The sequence below is a fragment of the Pedobacter sp. Leaf41 genome (assembly GCF_001422545.1).
Taxonomy (GTDB): Bacteria; Bacteroidota; Bacteroidia; order Sphingobacteriales; family Sphingobacteriaceae; genus Pedobacter.
Genome location: NZ_LMLE01000001.1, coordinates 1,217,643 through 1,235,446 on the forward strand (window position 1 = coordinate 1,217,643; position 17,804 = coordinate 1,235,446).

The following is a 17,804-nucleotide window of genomic DNA, read 5'->3' on the forward strand; positions in this document are numbered from 1 at the left end:
TGATGAAAAAATTTTTTTTAACAGTTGTTTTTATTCTGACAAGCGGATGGGCTTATAGCCAACAAACCAAGCGCACAATAGATTATCAATATTTTCGCAACGAGAATAGCTATTACGCTTATGAACTGTTCAAAAACAATGATGCAGAAAAGAATAATCAATTGATGATTAATTTTTCTGTCAATGTTAACTATAAAAAAGTCGATAAAATCTACATTAAATCGAAAGATATTGAGTTTAAAATGAAATTTAAAGAAAGGGAAGAAACGGTCAAAACAGATAATCCAGAACAGAAATTTTTCCCAATTATTTTCAATGGAGATGATTTGGTAGCTATGAAATTACCCTGTGAAACGCAGATCATTTTTAAACTCGACAACGGACTTCAATATACATTGCCTTTAAATAATTGTAATATCATCGAGTTTATGAAAAAGAATTAGATTTTGACTTGTAAAGTTAGTTTGTAAATATCATAAGCCACTTTTTGTATCAAATCAAATTGTTCAGGAACCAGATCTTTACCTTCGTTAATTGTTACGCCGGTATCAGCCAACCTAATTAACGGAACGTTTCCTATAGCATCGTTTCCCTCAACTAAATTATTGATCGAAGTATCGAGCAAATAATTAGTGTTTTGTGCCATTGGTTTTAATGCATCGAAATTCTCAAATATAAATTCATGCTCTTTATTATACAAAGAAAGCGTAGCTACATACGAAGACAATAAATGACTTAATGCAGTAAATTGATGAACTTCTTTTATGTAAAGCTGCTTGCTTTTTGGCTCAGAAAACATTCTTTGAAATAAGGAAGCTAGATTAGCTGTGGCTACATACACTTCTTTCCTAGCCAATTTATAATCCGTTCTGTTATATACTTTTTCAAAATACAATTTCACCACTTGCTCATAATAGGCTTTGTTAGCTTTTATGATATCAGTCATGGCTTCTTTTAATTTTTCATGTTCCCATGTTGGAAACAGAGAATAACTGGCTAATAATGCAATGCCTGATCCAATGAAAGTATCATAAATCCTTTCTCGAGCCAATGCAATAGAACCCATACCCAGAAAATCGAAAAGGATAAGAATATAAGGAGTCATAAAAAGCACGCTTACTACGTAATTTTTACGTTGAAAACTATAACTGCCAATCATGCAGATGAGCAAGATGGTAAATAAGGCGTTTTTATCATGAATATAACTGACTACAGCCATCCCTATGAAAGCGCCTACCGTAGTTCCGATTAAGCGTTGATAGTTACGCTCTTTAGTTAAGCTAAAACCTGGCTTTGAAATCACCAATATGGTTAATAAAATCCAGTAGCTATGGGAAAAATCAAGTAGCTGCGAAACGATAAATCCTAACGTCATTACAACAGTAACCCGTAAGGAGTGTCTAAAAGTAGAAGAACTGTATGTTAAGTTTTCTTTAAAAAGATCAAAATCAAATTTTTGGCGCTTAATAAACTTCTCTGTATCAACTTCCGCTCTTCGAAGATCTTTGTTGGTACGTACTTTGAAATAACTAAATATTGTTTTCACTCTTGCCAGAATATTCTCAATATTCACTTCAATGTTCTTCAAAGCGATGATGCCAATAGTGCTATATTCCTGATTGACATTATTTTTTTCCAGATTGTTGATTTTAATTTTTAAACGCTCAATTTCTATTAATAACCTTTTGGAGATTACGGGCTTGCCACCACTTTTTAAGGCGAAAGCAATATCATCCAGTGCGTAAGAAATCCGTTTGATGGCCATTTCGTAATCTGATAGAATTCCTGCCTTATCAAATTGATCATGCAACTGTTGATAATTGTAATAGGTAGACATTACCTGCTCAAATAAATCAACCATATCTACAAAAACCAGTAAAAGAAAACGCCCCTCCGGACTAGAGTCTCTTACAATTTCCCTTGTTCTGAAAAGTAATTCTCTTACTGCGTCTTGTTTTTCATGAACAGAAACCTGGAGCTGCAGTAAGTCCGCATAAGTTTTATCATAATTATTATTCTGGTGATAGAATTTAGCCTTCTCTCTTAAAAACTCCGCTACTTCTAAAATAGAATCGCTTAACGATTGCTGTACAAGCCTGAAGGGGCGAAGACGGTACACAAAATAACTTAAGCCCGTATACCATAAACTGCCTGCCAAAACCATTAATGCGTGAATAATCACCTCCTGCCATGGGCGAACATCATCAATACTCAACACCATGATTAATAAAACCGCAGTTCCAACCGACGCCGCTCGAACGCCATAGATATAAAACATGGAGAATATGAAACTCGAAATAGCTAGTAAAAAGCCGATAAAATAGTGGCTTTTGTTTGTTAAGCCCGTAATTATGGAAAAGAGAAATATTAATACAGTGGTAACCAACATGGCGTTTCTCCTGTGAACCATCGGCCCCGGACTATCCACTACGCTTACGCACAAAGCGCCAAGGGAAAGCGTCATGCCGTAAGTTAACAGGCTAAATTGTGCCAGAATAAGCGAGGGGAGAAGCACGCCAATGGTAATTCGTAAACCATCAGCAAAATAGTTACTCAATAAAAAGTCTTGAATATTTCTGATGGGTTGCCTAATCTGCATGTACAAAAATAACATAATACAGAAGTTTTTTGTTACCTGTAAAATTAAGTTTTCACAAAAAATTTATTTTTTAAGCAGAATTTCCTTAGCCCTTTGGTTCTCAAATATTTGTCTATTGTTTCTAAACTTGATTGTTATAAATGTTCATAAACCTTCTGTTTCGTTGTTCTTATAGGTAAAATCGCCAATTATCTGAGTTCATCATGTTGATAAACAGTAGTTTTACGTTGATAATTTTGTTGATAATTTATTTCAGATTTCTCTTGACAAGAATGTGTTTTCCTGCTAAATTAGATTATATCAAATACGAAGTACTTTGAATTCTGATAAAACAATCCAAAAGAGACAAGGAACTGAAAAGGGAATTGTTTCGGATAAGTTTACAGGGAAAACAATTAATTTCAGAAAGGGTTAAACTGAGTATGAATATATAATAACCTCATCGAAAGATCGCTATTACGAAAATTGCACAGGCCCGAACAGAGCTTATTGAAAACTATGAAGTTTACGGACAGAATAGTTGGAAATAAATTTTCACGAATCGTAAAAGTTGCAAAACCTAGCGAAAACGGAAAAATTAAAGTAACAAGAATTAGATGCTTTAAAACACAACTACGGTTGATTTTAAGGGTAAAACGGGGAACTGAATCGAAAGAAGAAGAACCCCGTTTTTATTTTGGCCAATTTTAAAAATCAGTTAAAAAGAATGATCAATCTTTCGGCTATTATTTTGCTAAAACGCTAAATTTACCAAATGGCCACAAAAGGTAAATTAACTGCTGACCCCAAGAAAAAGATTTTTGTTTTAGATACGTCTGTCATTTTATATGACCATGATGCTATCAATAATTTTCACGAACACGACGTGGCTATTCCTATCCAGGTTTTAGAAGAACTCGATAACTTTAAAAGTGGTAACGATACCAGAAATTTCGAAGCCCGAAGTTTTATCCGATTGATCGATCAAACATCGAAGGAAAAACTGATCAGCGATTGGGTGGCACTGAAAGCACAGAACACTGGCAAGTTTAAAGTAATATTAAACGAACAGCCGCTAAAAATAAATGCAGAAGAAATTTTTGGAAAGGGTAAAACCGACCATAAAATCTTGAATGCAGCTTTAAGCTTACGCGAAGAAAATCCGGAGAAAAAAGTAGTATTGGTTTCGAAAGATATCTGCTTGAGATTAAAAGCAAAAGCTCTTGATTTATTTGCAGAGGACTACGAAACAGGTAAAATTAAGAATGTAGATGAACTTTATGCTGGTAAAACAGAGCTCCTTAACTTCGATGAGTCAATAATTGAGTCAGTAAAAAAGGATAAAATGTTAGGGTCAGCAAATATTGGCCTGACAGCTAAAGAAGGTAATCATTTCTTCGTTTTAAAAAATAAAAGAAAAACCGCGAACGTTTTTTTTAACCATAGTAATCAAACCATTTCTTTAGTTTCTACAGATCCGATTTTCGGAATAAAACCCAAAAACATCGAACAGGCGTTTGCCATTCACGCTTTATTAGATGAAAATATTAAGCTCGTTAGCATCCAGGGAAATGCCGGCACAGGCAAAACACTTTTAGCGCTTGCCAGTGCACTTGAACAACGCAGAGACTTTAGACAAATTTATATTACCCGTCCCATTGTATCTCTTAGTAATAAAGATATTGGTTTTTTACCTGGAGATGCAAAATCGAAAACAGACCCGTTCATGGCCCCAATTTGGGACAACCTACGCTTTATTAAAGATCAGTTTGTTGGTGATGATAAAATGGCGGCGAAAATTGATGAACTGATCACAACAGAGAAGATTGCCATAGCACCACTGGCGTTTATTAGAGGTAGAACGCTAACCAAAATCTTCTTCATTATCGATGAGGCCCAGAATTTAACCCCTCATGAAGTTAAAACCATTATTTCCAGAGCTGGCGAAAATACCAAAATTGTTTTTACAGGCGATATTTATCAAATAGACACGCCTTATTTGGATTCAGAAAGTAATGGATTATCGTACCTCATTGAGAACGCAAAAAACCATCCTCTTTATGCGCACATTACGCTACAAAAGGGCGAACGCAGTGAATTGGCAAACTTAGCAAACCTGTTACTCTAAATTAACTAAAACAACAATGTTCTCCATCTTCGTTCTCTTTTTTGGCATTCAGTGGTTAAACAGATACCTTGATAGTGATGCCAATAAACTAACTATCCCCGAAAATTCTGGAATAGAAAATAATCCAATTCAAAATTATTACCCGCTATTTTTTCACTCTGTGATTATTCTATTAATACTAATATCCTTTTTTTCCCCAGCTGTTTTAGATCAAGAGAAAGTGCATGTCTTGATCTCAGATGGTATTTTCCAGTTTGTTAGTACCGTTTTAATTTTGATTATCAGCATCATAAATCCCTTTGTAAATTTATCGCCTGAATTGAGAATGAAGATTGAAGATGGGGCAGAAGCCACGAAAGCACCCTGGTTATCTTGGCTTACAAAAGGAAAAAACTGGCAACTACTTAAGGCACTGGCCTGTATTCTCATCGTTGCCTATTTTATTTATCAGGGCTATCTGGTCATTCCTAATTTCAATCAAGGTACACTTTCGGGTGTCGCTGTAATTTTGATCTTATTTTTCGTATTTGGAAATATTTTTGAGTTGATCAAAGATCCGGTGCTTTTTAAAAAGAAGACCGTTTTCAGGTTATCAATGCTTTATCGATCCATCAAATTATCATTTTTCATATCAATTGTGTTAATCGTTTTCGGACTGATCATTTCATCAGCCTTTAACAAAGCGCTTGAAAAAGTAGCTAACATCGAAGCTGTTGTACTGCTTATATATAATGTTGTGATGGTGGTAAACGAATTCAAAGTATTACAGGCTCGTAACTAATGATATTTCTGTAAAGACCGAAGTGCAATAAAAAACCCAATCAGGGTAAGCACTGCACTTAAAATGAAAGGCGCACCAGGAAAATATACCGGAGCATTTCCTTCAATAAAATAAGCAAAAATATGAGTCATCACCCACGGGGCAATAATGGCAGCCAAACTTTGCAATCCAGTTAAAACACCTTGCATCTCTCCTTGAGCATTTCCTGCCACCTGATTGGAAATAATTCCCTGCATTGCCGGTCCGCCAATTCCTGCCAATCCGTAAGGAAGCATAAAAGCAAACATCATCCAACCTTTAGAGGCAAATGCAAAAGCCGTAAATCCAACTACGTAAAGTAACAGACCTATATAAACCGCCCGCTTTTCACCAATTTTCGGAAGGATAATTCTAATCAGGCCACCCTGAACAATACCGATGACAAGACCAACGAAGCCCAGAGAGTAGCCAACCCAGGCGGCATCCCAATTAAATTTTTCCATCGTATAAAATGTCCAGTTCGATTGAACTGAATGACTCGAAAAATACAAAAGGAATAATGTGACCATTAAACCGAGTAAGGCAGGATATTTCCCAATGCTGATCAGAGACCCAACTGGGTTCGCTCTTTTCCATTCAAACGGTCTTCTTTTATCCAATGGCAAAGATTCTGGTAAGATGAAATATCCATAAAGCCAATTAATGAGCGACAAACCTGCCGCAATCATGAATGGAACCCGTGTTCCAAAATGGCTAAAGATACCACCTAAAACAGGACCCAGAATAAAGCCAACTCCGAAAGCTGCACCTACCAAACCAAAATTCTGAGCTCTTTTTTCGGGTGAAGATATGTCTGCAATGTAAGCTTGTGCTGTGGTAAAACTCGCACCAGTAATCCCAGCGATGATTCTTCCAACAAATAACCAAACGATTGATGGTGCAAACGCCAGAAAAATATAGTCAATCCCTAATCCGAATAACGAACTTAATAAAATTGGCCTCCTACCAAAACGATCACTTAAGGCCCCGATAATAGGAGAGGATATGAACTGTACCGAAGCATATGCGAGTGTAAGCCATCCACCATATTCTGCTGCTAAACCATAGCCACCACCTGTAAAATCCTGGATTAATTTTGGCAAAACAGGAATAATTATTCCAAAACCCGTAAAATCAATGAGTAGGGTAATCATGATAAAACTTATTGCAGATTTTCTTTCCTTGGCCATGTTAAGATTGATTTAGCACAAAAATATAATTTTGAATGCAGTATCTCCGCTTATAATTAAGTTAAAACCGACAGGGCAGATTAAATAGATGAGCTGTTGAGATTATCTATTGATAATACAATTGATTTAATCAAAGACAAATCAATTTAAACTACGCTTAAAAGAATTAAAAACATTTAATGACTTGATGAGCCGAACTAAAGGCCAAAACTTTTCCACAATGCCTTATTTCGGCATATTTTTGCTAAATTCGCAAGGTTATAACAATAGCTTTTTTAAATATCGTTTTTGATAACGAGAATAATAATTTATGGCAGAAGATTTAGAGAATCAACAAAACGACAAAATCATCCAAATTAATATAGAGGAGCAGATGAAATCGGCCTACATTGACTATTCAATGTCGGTAATCGTATCAAGGGCTTTGCCTGATGTACGCGATGGATTAAAACCGGTTCACCGCAGGGTGCTTTACGGTATGCTCGATCTTGGTGTAACCAGTAACAAACCACATAAAAAATCTGCCCGTATTGTGGGTGAGGTTTTGGGTAAGTATCACCCACATGGTGATGCATCTGTATATTTTACCATGGTTCGTATGGCTCAAGATTGGAGCTTACGTTACCCAATGGTAGATGGACAAGGAAACTTTGGCCACATTGATGGAGATTCACCTGCAGCAATGCGTTATACGGAGGCACGTTTTTCAAAAATTGCCGAAGAAATGCTTGCTGATATCAACAAAGATACGGTAGATTTTCAGTTAAACTTTGATGATACTTTACAGGAACCAACAGTTTTACCCGCAAAAATCCCTAACCTTTTGGTTAACGGATCTAGTGGTATTGCGGTGGGTATGGCCACTAACATGGCGCCACATAACTTAACCGAATGTATTGAAGGTATTGTAAATTACATTGATAACAGAGACATTACCATTGAGGAATTAATGAAGTTTGTAAAAGCTCCAGATTTCCCGACAGGTGGTATTATTTATGGCTATACTGGTGTTAAAGAGGCTTTTGAAACTGGTCGTGGACGTATTGTAATGCGTGCTAAAGCTGAGATTGAGAACCTTCGAGACCGAGAAGTAATCATTGTTACCGAAATTCCTTACCAGGTTAATAAGGCCCAAATGATTGAGCGTACGGCTGAATTAGTAGGCGAGAAAAAACTGGAAGGTATTTCAAACATCAAAGATGAATCTAACAAAGATGGTATCCGGATCGTTTACGAAATAAAACGCGATGCAAATGCGTCGATTGTTTTGAACAATCTATACAAGTACACCGCTCTACAAACATCTTTCAGTGTAAATAATATTGCCTTGGTAAAAGGTCGTCCGCAAATGCTCAATCTAAAAGACCTGATTGTACATTTCGTAGATCACCGCCATGATGTTGTTGTTCGCCGTACGAAATATGAACTAGCAGAAGCTGAAAAACGTGCTCATATCTTAGAGGGTTATTTAATTGCTTTAGACCATTTAGATGAAGTAATCAAATTAATTCGTGCATCGGAAACTCCAGAAGAAGCCCGCGTAGGTTTAATGGAGAAATTTGGCTTAAGCGATATTCAAGCCCGTGCTATTCTGGATATGACATTGCGTCGGTTAACAGGACTAGAGCGTGATAAGATTAAAGAAGAGTATGCTGAATTGATGAAAACCATCGAATATTTGCAATCTATCTTAGCTGATGAAGGTTTGCGTATGCAAATTATCAAGGATGAATTAGAAGAAGTAAAACAGAAATTTGGTGATGAACGTAAAACGACCATTGTTCACTCTGCGGAGGACATGAGCATGGAAGATTTCATCGATGATGAGGAAGTAGTGATCACAATCTCTCATGAGGGTTATGTTAAACGTACACCAGCAACAGAATTTAGAGCGCAGGGCAGAGGTGGAAAAGGATCAAAAGGCAGTACCTCTAGAAATGAAGATTTCATTGAGCACATGCTGGTAGCTACCAACCACAACTATATGTTATTCTTTACCGAAGCCGGAAGATGTTTCTGGTTGAGGGTTTACGAAATTCCTGAAGGATCAAGAACCAGTAAAGGAAGAGCCATTCAAAACATCATCAATATTCCAAAAGACGAAAAAATTAAGGCTTATATCAAAGTTAAGAACCTTAAAGATCAGGAATACCTAGAGAATAACTTCATCATCATGTGTACTAAAAAAGGTACCATTAAGAAAACTTCTCTTGAAGCATATTCTCGTCCGCGTGTTAACGGTATTAATGCGATAAACATTAACGAAGGTGATGTTTTACTAGAAGCATGTTTAACCAACGGACAAAGCGAAATTGTTATGGCTTTACGTTCAGGAAGAGCAATTCGCTTTAACGAAAGTACTGTTCGTCCGATGGGTAGAACGGCAACCGGTGTTCGCGGTGTTAGATTGGCTCACGACAAAGATGAAGTTGTTGGCATGATTGCTGTAAACAATCCAGAGGTTACAGTGTTAGTAGTATCAGAAAAAGGATACGGAAAACGGACCGATATTGAAGATTATCGTGTGACTAACCGTGGCGGTAAAGGAGTAAAAACCATTAACGTTACTGAAAAGACAGGACAATTAGTATCGATTAAAGACGTTACGGATAGCGAAGATTTAATGATCATCAACAGATCTGGAATTGTAATCAGAATTCCTGTTTCTGCATTGAGGGTGATGGGCAGAGCTACTCAAGGTGTTCGTTTAATTTCACTTAAGGGTGATGATGAAATAGCATCTGTAACAAAAATCGACCACGAGGAAGATGAGGAAGAAACAGTAGATTTAGCTGATGTAGTGGTAACAGATGGTGAAGAAATAGAGCCAGATACTGCCGAAGCTGAAGAAACAGATGACGATGAAACGGACTCAGAGGATGAAACGGAAGAAGAAAATTAACTAAATAACGATTAGAATAAATATTATGAAAAGAGTATTTCTAGGTATAATTTTAGCAGGAGCAGTAAGCTCTGTATTTGCTCAGAAAAGCGAAGTTAACGAAGCAAAAAAGAAGTGGGGTATTTTCCAGTTAACCTCGCAAGGTGCTAGCACGCCATTACCAAAAAAGATGGAAGCGATTAAAGCTGGGTTAGCGCATACAGATAAAGCGATAGCCGACGAAAAGTCTAAAATAATGCCGGAAGCTTGGTCTTACCGTGCCTTATTTGCTTCATCTGCAGCGATTATCGATACTGTTGATGCTGCTAACGCAGATGCTAATCTAAAGATAGCTCAAGATGCTATTGTTGAGGGTAAAAAGATCGATACTAAAGGTGCTGAGAAAGACAATTTTGCTTTGGCAGAAACCAACATCGCTAATGCAGTTAGAAATGCTGGTGTGATGGCTTATAACAAAAAAGATTACAAAACTGCATACACTAAATTTGTTCAAGCTACAGAAATCAATCCACAGGATACAGCAATGTATCTAAATGCTGGTATTGCAGCAAGAAATACTGAAAACTGGCCTGCGACAGTTCAACAATTTAAGAAAGTAATTTCATTAAATTCGCCACAATCATCAGATTTGTATAACGAATTGGTTGATATCACTCTACGTAAGCAAAAAGATACTACTGCTGCTTTAGCTATAATTAAAGAAGCAGCTGCCAAATATCCTGAAAATGTAGAGCTCATTAAAACTGAAACCCAAATTTATATAGATAGGGGTGATGCAGCAAAATCTGAGCAAATGTTAAATTCTTTGGCCTCGAAAGAGCCAAATAACGCGAGTTATCAGGTTTTATTAGGAAACATTTATTTTTCTCAGGCCTTAAAGCTTCAAAATGATAGAAATAAAATTGATGCTAAAAAAGTAAAAGAGTTTAATGATGTAACTGCCAAAATGAACGGTTTGTTAGATAAGTCGTTGCCTTATTACAAAAAAGCTTTAGAAATTGATTCCAAAAATGTTGGTGCTTTGGAGACCTTAAAAACTATTTATGGATTTAGAAATGATACCAAAAATTATGAGGATATCAAGAAACGTTTAGATGCGCTTCCGAAACAATAAAGATCTCATAATTCTAAAAAAGAGTCCCGATTTTATCGGGACTCTTTTTTTTTTGTTTATTTTTACAGCATTAGCAGTTTTTAATCAATAATTATACAACAATTATCTTATGCAAAGCGGTTCAAAGTTATTATTAGTATTCTTATTTTTCACTTCACTTAATGCTTTAGCTCAGAAAAGTCAAATATTAATCGCCAGGAATTCTGTTGGAAAATTGCAAGCTTCAATTGCAAATAAAGAAGACGAAAAAAAACAACTGGCCATAATTACAGAGGGATTAAAATCAATAGAATCTGCAGAAAAAGACAATAAAACAAAAAACTGGGCAGAAACCTGGGCGATAAAATCTTACCTTACATCTTACGCATCGTTAATCGACTTAGATAAAGCAAATGCTGATAAATTTTACGATGCTGCCAACAGTGCAATCAAGCAGGCGAGGGGCTTGGATAAGTACGAAGACAATTCAGGCTTAATAAAGGCATCACATCATAATATTTTAATTAAAAAACAAGAGAAAGCTAATGCATCTTTTTTTAACAACGATTTTACCGAAGCCTATACGGATTTGAAGGAAGTAAGCAATGCTTTTCCCGCTGACACCACCTTAGCGTTAAACACCGGGATTTGTGCTTTGAATATCCAGAATTATGACGAAGCTATCAACTACTTCAAAAGAGCTAAAGAGAACGGAATTCAAAATGCGGCCATGTTTCAGAAACTTGCACAACTTTATGTAGGCAAATATGATAATGAAACTGCTATTAAAACTTTAGAAGATGGTTTAGTAAAAAATCCTTATCAAAGAAATTTAACCAACGATTACATCAATCTTTTACTAGATACCGAAAATTACACCAGAGCTGCAGCGCTTATTGAAGGTAATTTGAAAGTTGAAAAAGGAAATAAACTTTTATACTTTCTTTACGGTTATTTGCAACAAATAGGCGGCAACAACTCTACGGCAATTCTAGCCTACGACAAAGCGCTTGATACAGATCAAAACTATTTTGATGCACTTTATCAAATGAGTTTGGCTTACATAAATAGCGCAAATGAAACATTGAGTAAGAATGAGGCAGATAAAGATTCGAAATATAATAATCTAATTAACCGAGCACAGTTTGCTTTGCAACGTGCTAATGAAATAAATCCTAACGATAAAAAGACAGTTCAGCTTTTGGTTAATATCTATACCAAAAAGAATGCAATTGATAAGGTGCAGGAATTGAATCGTAAACTCCAAGAGCTTTAGTTTTCCTAATTAATTGCTCTAAGAGTAGGATGGTTATAAGTATCAACTTAACATAATATTAATTATAGGACAAATTGTATTTTAAAAATTAAGGCGCAGCTATTTTGTTCTTGATAGCATTATTGACTCTGGAAATCTATCAAATAACAAATAAATACTGGAAACATATTTTAGAGCATTTGCATTAATACTGTAGTGAGCTAGAATTAATTGCTGAAAGATCCGGCACCATTTATTTAAATACAAATTTCCATTGGAGGATTCTCTAAATGCTTAATAAATTATCCTCAATTTTAAACCCAGTGAATGCCTTTTTTCAGAAATTGCTGTGTTTTATATTCATCAGAATCTACATCAGGTTGAACATTATAGCCCCAGTTAGCCTGTGGTGGCAAACTCATCAGTATCGATTCTATTCTACCATTAGTCTCTAAACCGAATTTCGTTCCTGAATCGTAAACCAGGTTAAATTCAACATAACGGCTTCGACGCTGATATTGCCAGTTTTTCTGTGCTTCTGTAAAATCCTTGTCCCGATTTCTGTCAATCAATTCTGTGTAGATCGGCAAAAAAGTTTCACCCACATTAGCCGAAAAATCCAAAATTTCCTCCCAAGATAAATTGGTGTTTTCTGGCTTTAACCGATCGTAAAAAATACCACCTATACCGCGTGTTTCTTCTCGATGTTTGATAAAGAAGTAATCATCAGCATGATTTTTAAATTTTGGATAAAAATCTGTGCTAAACTCGTCACAGGCCTGTTTTAGTTTATGGTGAAAAAAGCGGGCGTCATTTTCGAAAACATAATGTGGGGTTAAATCTATTCCTCCACCAAACCAACGTGTTTCTTCATTAAGCTCAAAATAGCGAATATTCATGTGAATAATCGGCACTAAAGGATGATTCGGGTGGATTACGATTGAAACACCGGTAGCAAAAAAATCATCTTCTGTAACTTGGAAGGCTTTTTTAACTGCTTCAGGAAGTTTTCCGTAAACTGCAGAAAAATTAACACCACCTTTTTCGATAATAGCGCCATTTTGCATAATTCGGGTGCGGCCACCTCCCCCACCATTTCTTTCCCAAAGCTCTTCTGCAAATTTCCCTTTGCCATCGGCAATCTCCAAACCTCTACAAATCTCATCCTGTATTTGCTTATAACGTTCTGCTACTTCTTCTTTAAACATGGTGGAATTATTAAATACACACAAATTTAACCCTATTGAAATAGCTAAAGGGATTTATGTTTAGATAGTACATTTTGTTGACATTAACTATTAGCAGCTCTCCGATTTGCTCCTTTAAAGATTTATTCTTCCAGGTAATCCAAATCTTTGCTAAAACTCTCTTTTAACTGACTTAATCCAAAAACTGCTATAATGGTTAAGATAGCCATCACTAAATATCCAGCAGTGATTAAGCTGTATCTTTTCGCTAAAAATTCAAACAGAAAAGTGATTGGAATAAGTGCGCCACGCACGAAATTAGGTGCGGTAGTGGTTACTGTTGCTCTGATATTTGTTCCGAATTGTTCTGAAGCTATAGTTACAAAAGTAGCCCAGTATCCAACTGAAAAACCCAAAAATAAACAGATCCAAATAAATGCGCTACTGGTTAAACCAAAACTAGTTAAATATACCACCACGCTTATAACTGATAATAAATGAAAAATGAACACGGTCTTTTTTCGCGACTTAAGTGCCTGCGAGAGTAATCCGGTAACTACATCTCCGATGGCGATGCCGAAATAAGTAAACATAATCCCGGTCCCAGCTTTTAATGGTTCTGTTGCGCCTAGAGCTTTGCCAAATTCTGGAGCCAGCGTAACCAATATGCCTACAACAAACCACAATGGAATACCGATTAATATACAGTATAAATACTTTAAGAACCGCTTTTTGTTATTAAAGAGCATGAAGATGTTTCCTTTAGATACATCTGTATTGGTTGCATGTTTAAACATTCCAGATTCAAAAGTGCCAACACGTAGTAGAAGAAGAATTAAACCCATTCCCCCACCAACAAAATAAGAAGTTTGCCAGGTATATTTTGAAGCTACTGTTGCTGCTACCGCTGCTCCAAGTAAACCAATCGCACCAACAATCATCGTTCCATATCCACGTTTCTCCTTATCCATCGTCTCGGCTACAAGGGTAATGCCAGCGCCAAGTTCTCCAGCCAAACCTATACCTGCAATAAACCTAATGATTGCATAACTATTAACTGTGGTAACAAAGCCATTGGCGATGTTCGCCAAAGAATATAAAAGTATTGAGCCAAAAAGAACTTTGATTCTGCCCAATTTATCTCCCAGAACCCCCCATAGTATTCCGCCAAGCAATAGCCCGAACATTTGTGAGTTAATAATCAAAAAACCGTCAGACTGCATATTTTCTGCAGAAACACCAATTTCAGTTAAACTTTGAACGCGTACAACGGAAAATAAAACAAGATCGTAGATATCTACAAAATAGCCAAGAGCAGCTACAATAACTAAAAAAACTACATTTCGATTGTTCGCTTTTAATTCAGGTTTCATTTAATATTTGGTTTATCTGCTGAAAGTACAAATAAGCTCAAATAAATAAAATAGTTTATAAAAATAAAAGCCGCTTTACTGGAGCGGCTTTTATTTTCCTACATAGGAGGCATTTTTTTTGTCGTATCTGGCGGCATCGTTTTGGATGTATCTGTCGGCGTGGTTGTCGAGGTTGTATCCATTGGAGCTGTTGTTGTAGAATCCATCGTAGTACTGTCTGATGATCCAGCCATGTTTTTAGATGAATTGCATGCTGATGTGGCAATCATTATCGTACCAGCAAAAGCAAGACTTAAAATTATTTTTTTCATAGTTTTTTAATGTTATCTGTAATCTTAACAACCTTGAAATCATTTGGTTTTATTTTTTTTCTTCAGAAACATTAAGATGCGATTTTATGTTGCTGATTACAAGCTATTTGGTCGAAAAAGTAGATGACTAGTAGCATAAATCTCGTACCAGATAGCAGTGATATCTAGCTAAAACGTTGCGATATCGTGAGATAGCCTCTTTTTTTTAAGCGTAAGAACTTCGTTGTTTTGCAAAATTAAAGTAAGCGACGCTATCAAACTGTATCACATCCAACCTATCGAACTAAACTTGTGCTGCCTTTATTTACCTAATAATTATCAAAACATGCACAGTAAACTTTAAAAGCTGCCAAATCTTTCTGATATTAGGAAGTATGATTATTTCTCAAAATACCTTGAAATGGGTAATGCGCTTTTATCCCCCTTTATTTTTTCAGCGCATTTGGGTTCAAAAATTTGAAAATGATTTTAGAAGCTGTACCGTTAAGTTAAGTAAAAGCTTTTTAAATAAAAACTATAATGGTTCCATCTTTGGGGGAACAATATATGCCGCAACCGATCCATTTTATGCACTTTTATTTGATCAATTAATGCAGCGTAGGGGCTTCAAAGTTAGAGTTTGGTTAAAAAGTGCGTCCATTCAATATTTAAAACCTGGGCGTAGCAATCTGTATTTTACAATCCGTGTTAACGACGAAATGATTGCCGAGGCTGAACACGCTTTAAAAACCATAGGGAAGTTTGTAAAAGCATATCCTATGGAAATTACAAACAAAAACGGAGAGCTTTGTGCTACCGTGATGAATGAAGTTTATATCAGAAACCTGCACCAAGGCGAAACGCCAAGAGTTGCTTACTAATTGTTGACATGCCGAGTATTAAAAGTTTGATTCTACAGGGTGAGGGCGTTATGCTCGATTTTAAAAAAACAATTACCAACACCGAAAAAATCGCTAAAAGCTTAGTTGCTTTTGCTAATAATAAGGGTGGAAAATTATTGATTGGTGTGGCTGATGATGGCACCATCAAGGGTGTAAAATCAGAAGAAGAAGAGAAATATATGATTTTAACCGCTGCTCATCAGTTTTGCAAACCAGCAATAGAACCTTTCTTTGAGGAGATCTACATTGATGATAAATTAGTTTTGATTGTCAATATTCCAGAGAGTGATCTCAAACCACATTACGCCCTAGATGATCAGAACAAATGGTGGGCTTATATTCGCATAGATGATAAAACTGTTTTGGCAAGTAAAATAATTGTCGAAGTATTAAAAAATGACCATAAAGATCAGGGCGTTCTCATTTCTTATTCTGATAACGAAAAAGTCCTGTTACAATATTTAGCCGATCATGACAGGATTACATTAAAAGAATTTAGCAAACTTTTGAGGTGCTCCTATCGGAAGGCACAGAAAATTCTAGTAAACTTGATACTTACGAATGTGATAAAAGCTTACACATCAGAAAAAGAAGAATATTTTGTAGCGGTATAAAGCTATCCGGAAACTTTCAATTTGTCCCTTCAACCTTATCTCTGATTAAATTTCTCTGTTACCGCAGAGCAAATCATATAAATTAACGTCTTACAGATCTCTTTTTGAAGTTTAAAAAGACGAACTTTGCAAACTTATGTTTTCTAAAATTTACGCCAAATACAAACCTTACTATAAAGAAAATCTCCATTTGGCCCTCCCAATTGTGGGTTCACAAGTTGGCCATACGTTGGTACACATGGCCGATAGTGTTATTGTTGGGCACTTTACCGATACTACCCAGCTTGCTGCTGTATCATTGGTGAACAGCATTTTCATTTTGATTATGGTAATTGGCCTAGGAATATCTTATGGCCTAACGCCCTTAATTGCCCAGGAAAATGGTCGCAAAAATGATGAAGAGTGTGGTAAATTATTGTCCAATAGCTTAATCATCAATATAATTGTCGGTATAGTACTTTATATATTGGTGCATTTTGGTGTTTTGCTTGTCATCGATCATTTGAAACAAACCCCGGAAGTTGTTTATTATGCCAAGCCTTACTTAGGCTGGCTCTCTATATCTATTATTCCATTACTTATTTTCCAAACGTTTAAACAGTTTGCAGAGGGTTTAGGCTTTACCAAACAAGCCATGTTCGTCTCTATCTGGGGTAATGCGCTCAACATTGCCTTGGGTATCATTTTCGTAAAGGGAATGTTTGGCTTAAAGCCAATGGGTGTTAGCGGTGTAGGTTTAAGTACCTTTATCGATCGTTTTTTAATGGCAATAGTGATGGGTATTTACGTTTTGAGATCTCCTCATTTCAAAAAGTATCTGGTCAATTTCAAAATTACTTTTATTAATAAAGTTACCGCTATTAAAATCATAAAAATTGGTGCACCCGTGGCCATGCAATATTCGTTCGAAATTAGCGCATTTAGTGGTGCGGCAATATTAATTGGCACAATCGGCGCAACTGAACAGGCCGCTCATCAGATTGCCATTAGCCTGGCTGCAATGACTTATATGATTGCGAGTGGAATCGCATCGGCGGCGACAATTAAAACGGGAAATAATTTTGGAAAAAAGAATTTCAACGACCTCCGTAAATCTGCAATAGCCAGTTATCACGTTATTCTGTTGTTTATGAGCTTGACAGCAATAATTTTTGTGGCTGCACACCAGGTGATGCCTTTTATTTATACCAACGATTTAAAAGTTGTGGCGATAGCTGGTCAACTGCTTATTATTGCTGGCTTTTTTCAGCTTTTTGATGGAACTCAGGTTGTAGGTTTGGGTATACTTCGAGGCATTGGCGATGTTAATATGCCAACACTCATCACATTTTTAGCCTATTGGGTTGTCGGGATACCTATTGGTTATTTGCTTGGTTTTACTTTTGGCCTGGGCGTAAATGGAATATGGTATGGATTAACCTTCGGATTGCTAACTGCATCTATCCTATTGTTTTGGAGATTTCAAAATAAAACAAAGCAATTGGCTGGTTAAT

At 36.2% G+C, this 17,804-nt stretch carries 14 protein-coding genes; 9 read left to right on the forward strand and 5 right to left on the reverse strand.

Annotated features, from left to right (window positions below):
- Nucleotides 1-2: 2 nt before the first annotated feature.
- Nucleotides 3-443, forward strand: coding sequence for a hypothetical protein (locus tag ASE92_RS05270; protein ID WP_157255635.1), 441 nt, complete (start codon nucleotides 3-5; stop codon nucleotides 441-443).
- Here the strand turns inward: ASE92_RS05270 and ASE92_RS05275 are convergent.
- Nucleotides 440-2,614, reverse strand: a complete 2,175-nt coding sequence (locus ASE92_RS05275) for an FUSC family membrane protein (protein ID WP_056849001.1) — start codon at nucleotides 2,612-2,614, stop codon at nucleotides 440-442. The genes ASE92_RS05270 and ASE92_RS05275 overlap by 4 nt on opposite strands.
- Before the next feature lie 739 nt (nucleotides 2,615-3,353).
- Between ASE92_RS05275 and ASE92_RS05285 the strand changes: the two genes are divergently transcribed.
- Together ASE92_RS05285 and ASE92_RS05290 are read left to right on the forward strand one after the other, a co-directional pair.
- Nucleotides 3,354-4,706 (forward strand): PhoH family protein, encoded by a 1,353-nt coding sequence (locus tag ASE92_RS05285; protein WP_056849003.1) that lies wholly within the window; start codon nucleotides 3,354-3,356, stop codon nucleotides 4,704-4,706.
- A 16-nt stretch (nucleotides 4,707-4,722) separates the two neighbouring features.
- Nucleotides 4,723-5,487, forward strand: coding sequence for a hypothetical protein (locus ASE92_RS05290; protein WP_056849004.1), 765 nt, complete (start codon nucleotides 4,723-4,725; stop codon nucleotides 5,485-5,487).
- Here ASE92_RS05290 and ASE92_RS05295 read toward each other — a convergent pair.
- The gene (locus ASE92_RS05295) at nucleotides 5,484-6,695 is read right to left on the reverse strand and encodes a TCR/Tet family MFS transporter (RefSeq protein ID WP_056849005.1); all 1,212 of its coding nucleotides are present in this window, start codon (nucleotides 6,693-6,695) and stop codon (nucleotides 5,484-5,486) included. The genes ASE92_RS05290 and ASE92_RS05295 overlap by 4 nt on opposite strands.
- A 310-nt stretch (nucleotides 6,696-7,005) precedes the next feature.
- Between ASE92_RS05295 and gyrA the strand changes: the two genes are divergently transcribed.
- From gyrA to ASE92_RS05310, 3 genes are all read left to right on the forward strand, one after another.
- A complete protein-coding gene (gyrA, locus tag ASE92_RS05300; RefSeq protein ID WP_056849006.1) occupies nucleotides 7,006-9,597 on the forward strand; it encodes a DNA gyrase subunit A in 2,592 nt (863 codons plus the stop codon).
- A gap of 25 nt (nucleotides 9,598-9,622) precedes the next feature.
- Nucleotides 9,623-10,711: a lipopolysaccharide assembly protein LapB gene (locus tag ASE92_RS05305; RefSeq protein ID WP_056849007.1), complete on the forward strand. Its 1,089-nt coding sequence runs from the start codon at nucleotides 9,623-9,625 to the stop codon at nucleotides 10,709-10,711.
- A 109-nt stretch (nucleotides 10,712-10,820) separates the two neighbouring features.
- Nucleotides 10,821-11,966, forward strand: a complete 1,146-nt coding sequence (locus ASE92_RS05310) for a lipopolysaccharide assembly protein LapB (protein WP_056849008.1) — start codon at nucleotides 10,821-10,823, stop codon at nucleotides 11,964-11,966.
- Nucleotides 11,967-12,259: 293 nt separating this feature from the next.
- On the opposite strand, the gene hemF is transcribed toward ASE92_RS05310, so the two are convergent.
- From hemF to ASE92_RS20720, 3 genes are all read right to left on the reverse strand, one after another.
- Nucleotides 12,260-13,153, reverse strand: a complete 894-nt coding sequence (gene hemF / locus ASE92_RS05315; protein WP_056849009.1) for an oxygen-dependent coproporphyrinogen oxidase — start codon at nucleotides 13,151-13,153, stop codon at nucleotides 12,260-12,262.
- Between the two features lie 122 nt (nucleotides 13,154-13,275).
- The gene (locus tag ASE92_RS05320) at nucleotides 13,276-14,505 is read right to left on the reverse strand and encodes an MFS transporter (protein ID WP_056849010.1); all 1,230 of its coding nucleotides are present in this window, start codon (nucleotides 14,503-14,505) and stop codon (nucleotides 13,276-13,278) included.
- A gap of 98 nt (nucleotides 14,506-14,603) precedes the next feature.
- Nucleotides 14,604-14,816 (reverse strand): coproporphyrinogen III oxidase, encoded by a 213-nt coding sequence (locus ASE92_RS20720; RefSeq protein WP_082454911.1) that lies wholly within the window; start codon nucleotides 14,814-14,816, stop codon nucleotides 14,604-14,606.
- Nucleotides 14,817-15,190: 374 nt separating this feature from the next.
- Between ASE92_RS20720 and ASE92_RS05330 the strand changes: the two genes are divergently transcribed.
- From ASE92_RS05330 to ASE92_RS05340, 3 genes are all read left to right on the forward strand, one after another.
- Nucleotides 15,191-15,676 carry a PaaI family thioesterase gene (locus ASE92_RS05330; protein ID WP_056849012.1) on the forward strand — a complete coding sequence of 162 codons (486 nt, stop codon included), beginning with the start codon at nucleotides 15,191-15,193 and terminating at the stop codon, nucleotides 15,674-15,676.
- Between the two features lie 8 nt (nucleotides 15,677-15,684).
- Nucleotides 15,685-16,311 (forward strand): RNA-binding domain-containing protein, encoded by a 627-nt coding sequence (locus ASE92_RS05335; RefSeq protein ID WP_056849013.1) that lies wholly within the window; start codon nucleotides 15,685-15,687, stop codon nucleotides 16,309-16,311.
- Nucleotides 16,312-16,447: 136 nt separating this feature from the next.
- Nucleotides 16,448-17,803: an MATE family efflux transporter gene (locus tag ASE92_RS05340; RefSeq protein ID WP_056849014.1), complete on the forward strand. Its 1,356-nt coding sequence runs from the start codon at nucleotides 16,448-16,450 to the stop codon at nucleotides 17,801-17,803.
- Nucleotide 17,804 lies beyond the last annotated feature (1 nt).

Excerpts from the sequence above, each read along its gene's own strand:
- hemF (WP_056849009.1), bottom strand. The coding sequence starts at position 13,153 with ATGTTTAAAGAAGAAGTAGCAGAACGTTATAAGCAAATACAGGATGAG.
- ASE92_RS05305 (WP_056849007.1), top strand. The coding sequence starts at position 9,623 with ATGAAAAGAGTATTTCTAGGTATAATTTTAGCAGGAGCAGTAAGCTCT.
- ASE92_RS05320 (WP_056849010.1), bottom strand. The coding sequence starts at position 14,505 with ATGAAACCTGAATTAAAAGCGAACAATCGAAATGTAGTTTTTTTAGTT.
- gyrA (WP_056849006.1), top strand. The coding sequence starts at position 7,006 with ATGGCAGAAGATTTAGAGAATCAACAAAACGACAAAATCATCCAAATT.
- ASE92_RS05330 (WP_056849012.1), top strand. The coding sequence starts at position 15,191 with ATGATTATTTCTCAAAATACCTTGAAATGGGTAATGCGCTTTTATCCC.
- ASE92_RS05295 (WP_056849005.1), bottom strand. The coding sequence starts at position 6,695 with ATGGCCAAGGAAAGAAAATCTGCAATAAGTTTTATCATGATTACCCTA.
- ASE92_RS05335 (WP_056849013.1), top strand. The coding sequence starts at position 15,685 with ATGCCGAGTATTAAAAGTTTGATTCTACAGGGTGAGGGCGTTATGCTC.
- ASE92_RS20720 (WP_082454911.1), bottom strand. The coding sequence starts at position 14,816 with ATGAAAAAAATAATTTTAAGTCTTGCTTTTGCTGGTACGATAATGATT.
- ASE92_RS05270 (WP_157255635.1), top strand. The coding sequence starts at position 3 with ATGAAAAAATTTTTTTTAACAGTTGTTTTTATTCTGACAAGCGGATGG.
- ASE92_RS05290 (WP_056849004.1), top strand. The coding sequence starts at position 4,723 with ATGTTCTCCATCTTCGTTCTCTTTTTTGGCATTCAGTGGTTAAACAGA.
- ASE92_RS05340 (WP_056849014.1), top strand. The coding sequence starts at position 16,448 with ATGTTTTCTAAAATTTACGCCAAATACAAACCTTACTATAAAGAAAAT.
- ASE92_RS05310 (WP_056849008.1), top strand. The coding sequence starts at position 10,821 with ATGCAAAGCGGTTCAAAGTTATTATTAGTATTCTTATTTTTCACTTCA.
- ASE92_RS05275 (WP_056849001.1), bottom strand. The coding sequence starts at position 2,614 with ATGTTATTTTTGTACATGCAGATTAGGCAACCCATCAGAAATATTCAA.
- ASE92_RS05285 (WP_056849003.1), top strand. The coding sequence starts at position 3,354 with ATGGCCACAAAAGGTAAATTAACTGCTGACCCCAAGAAAAAGATTTTT.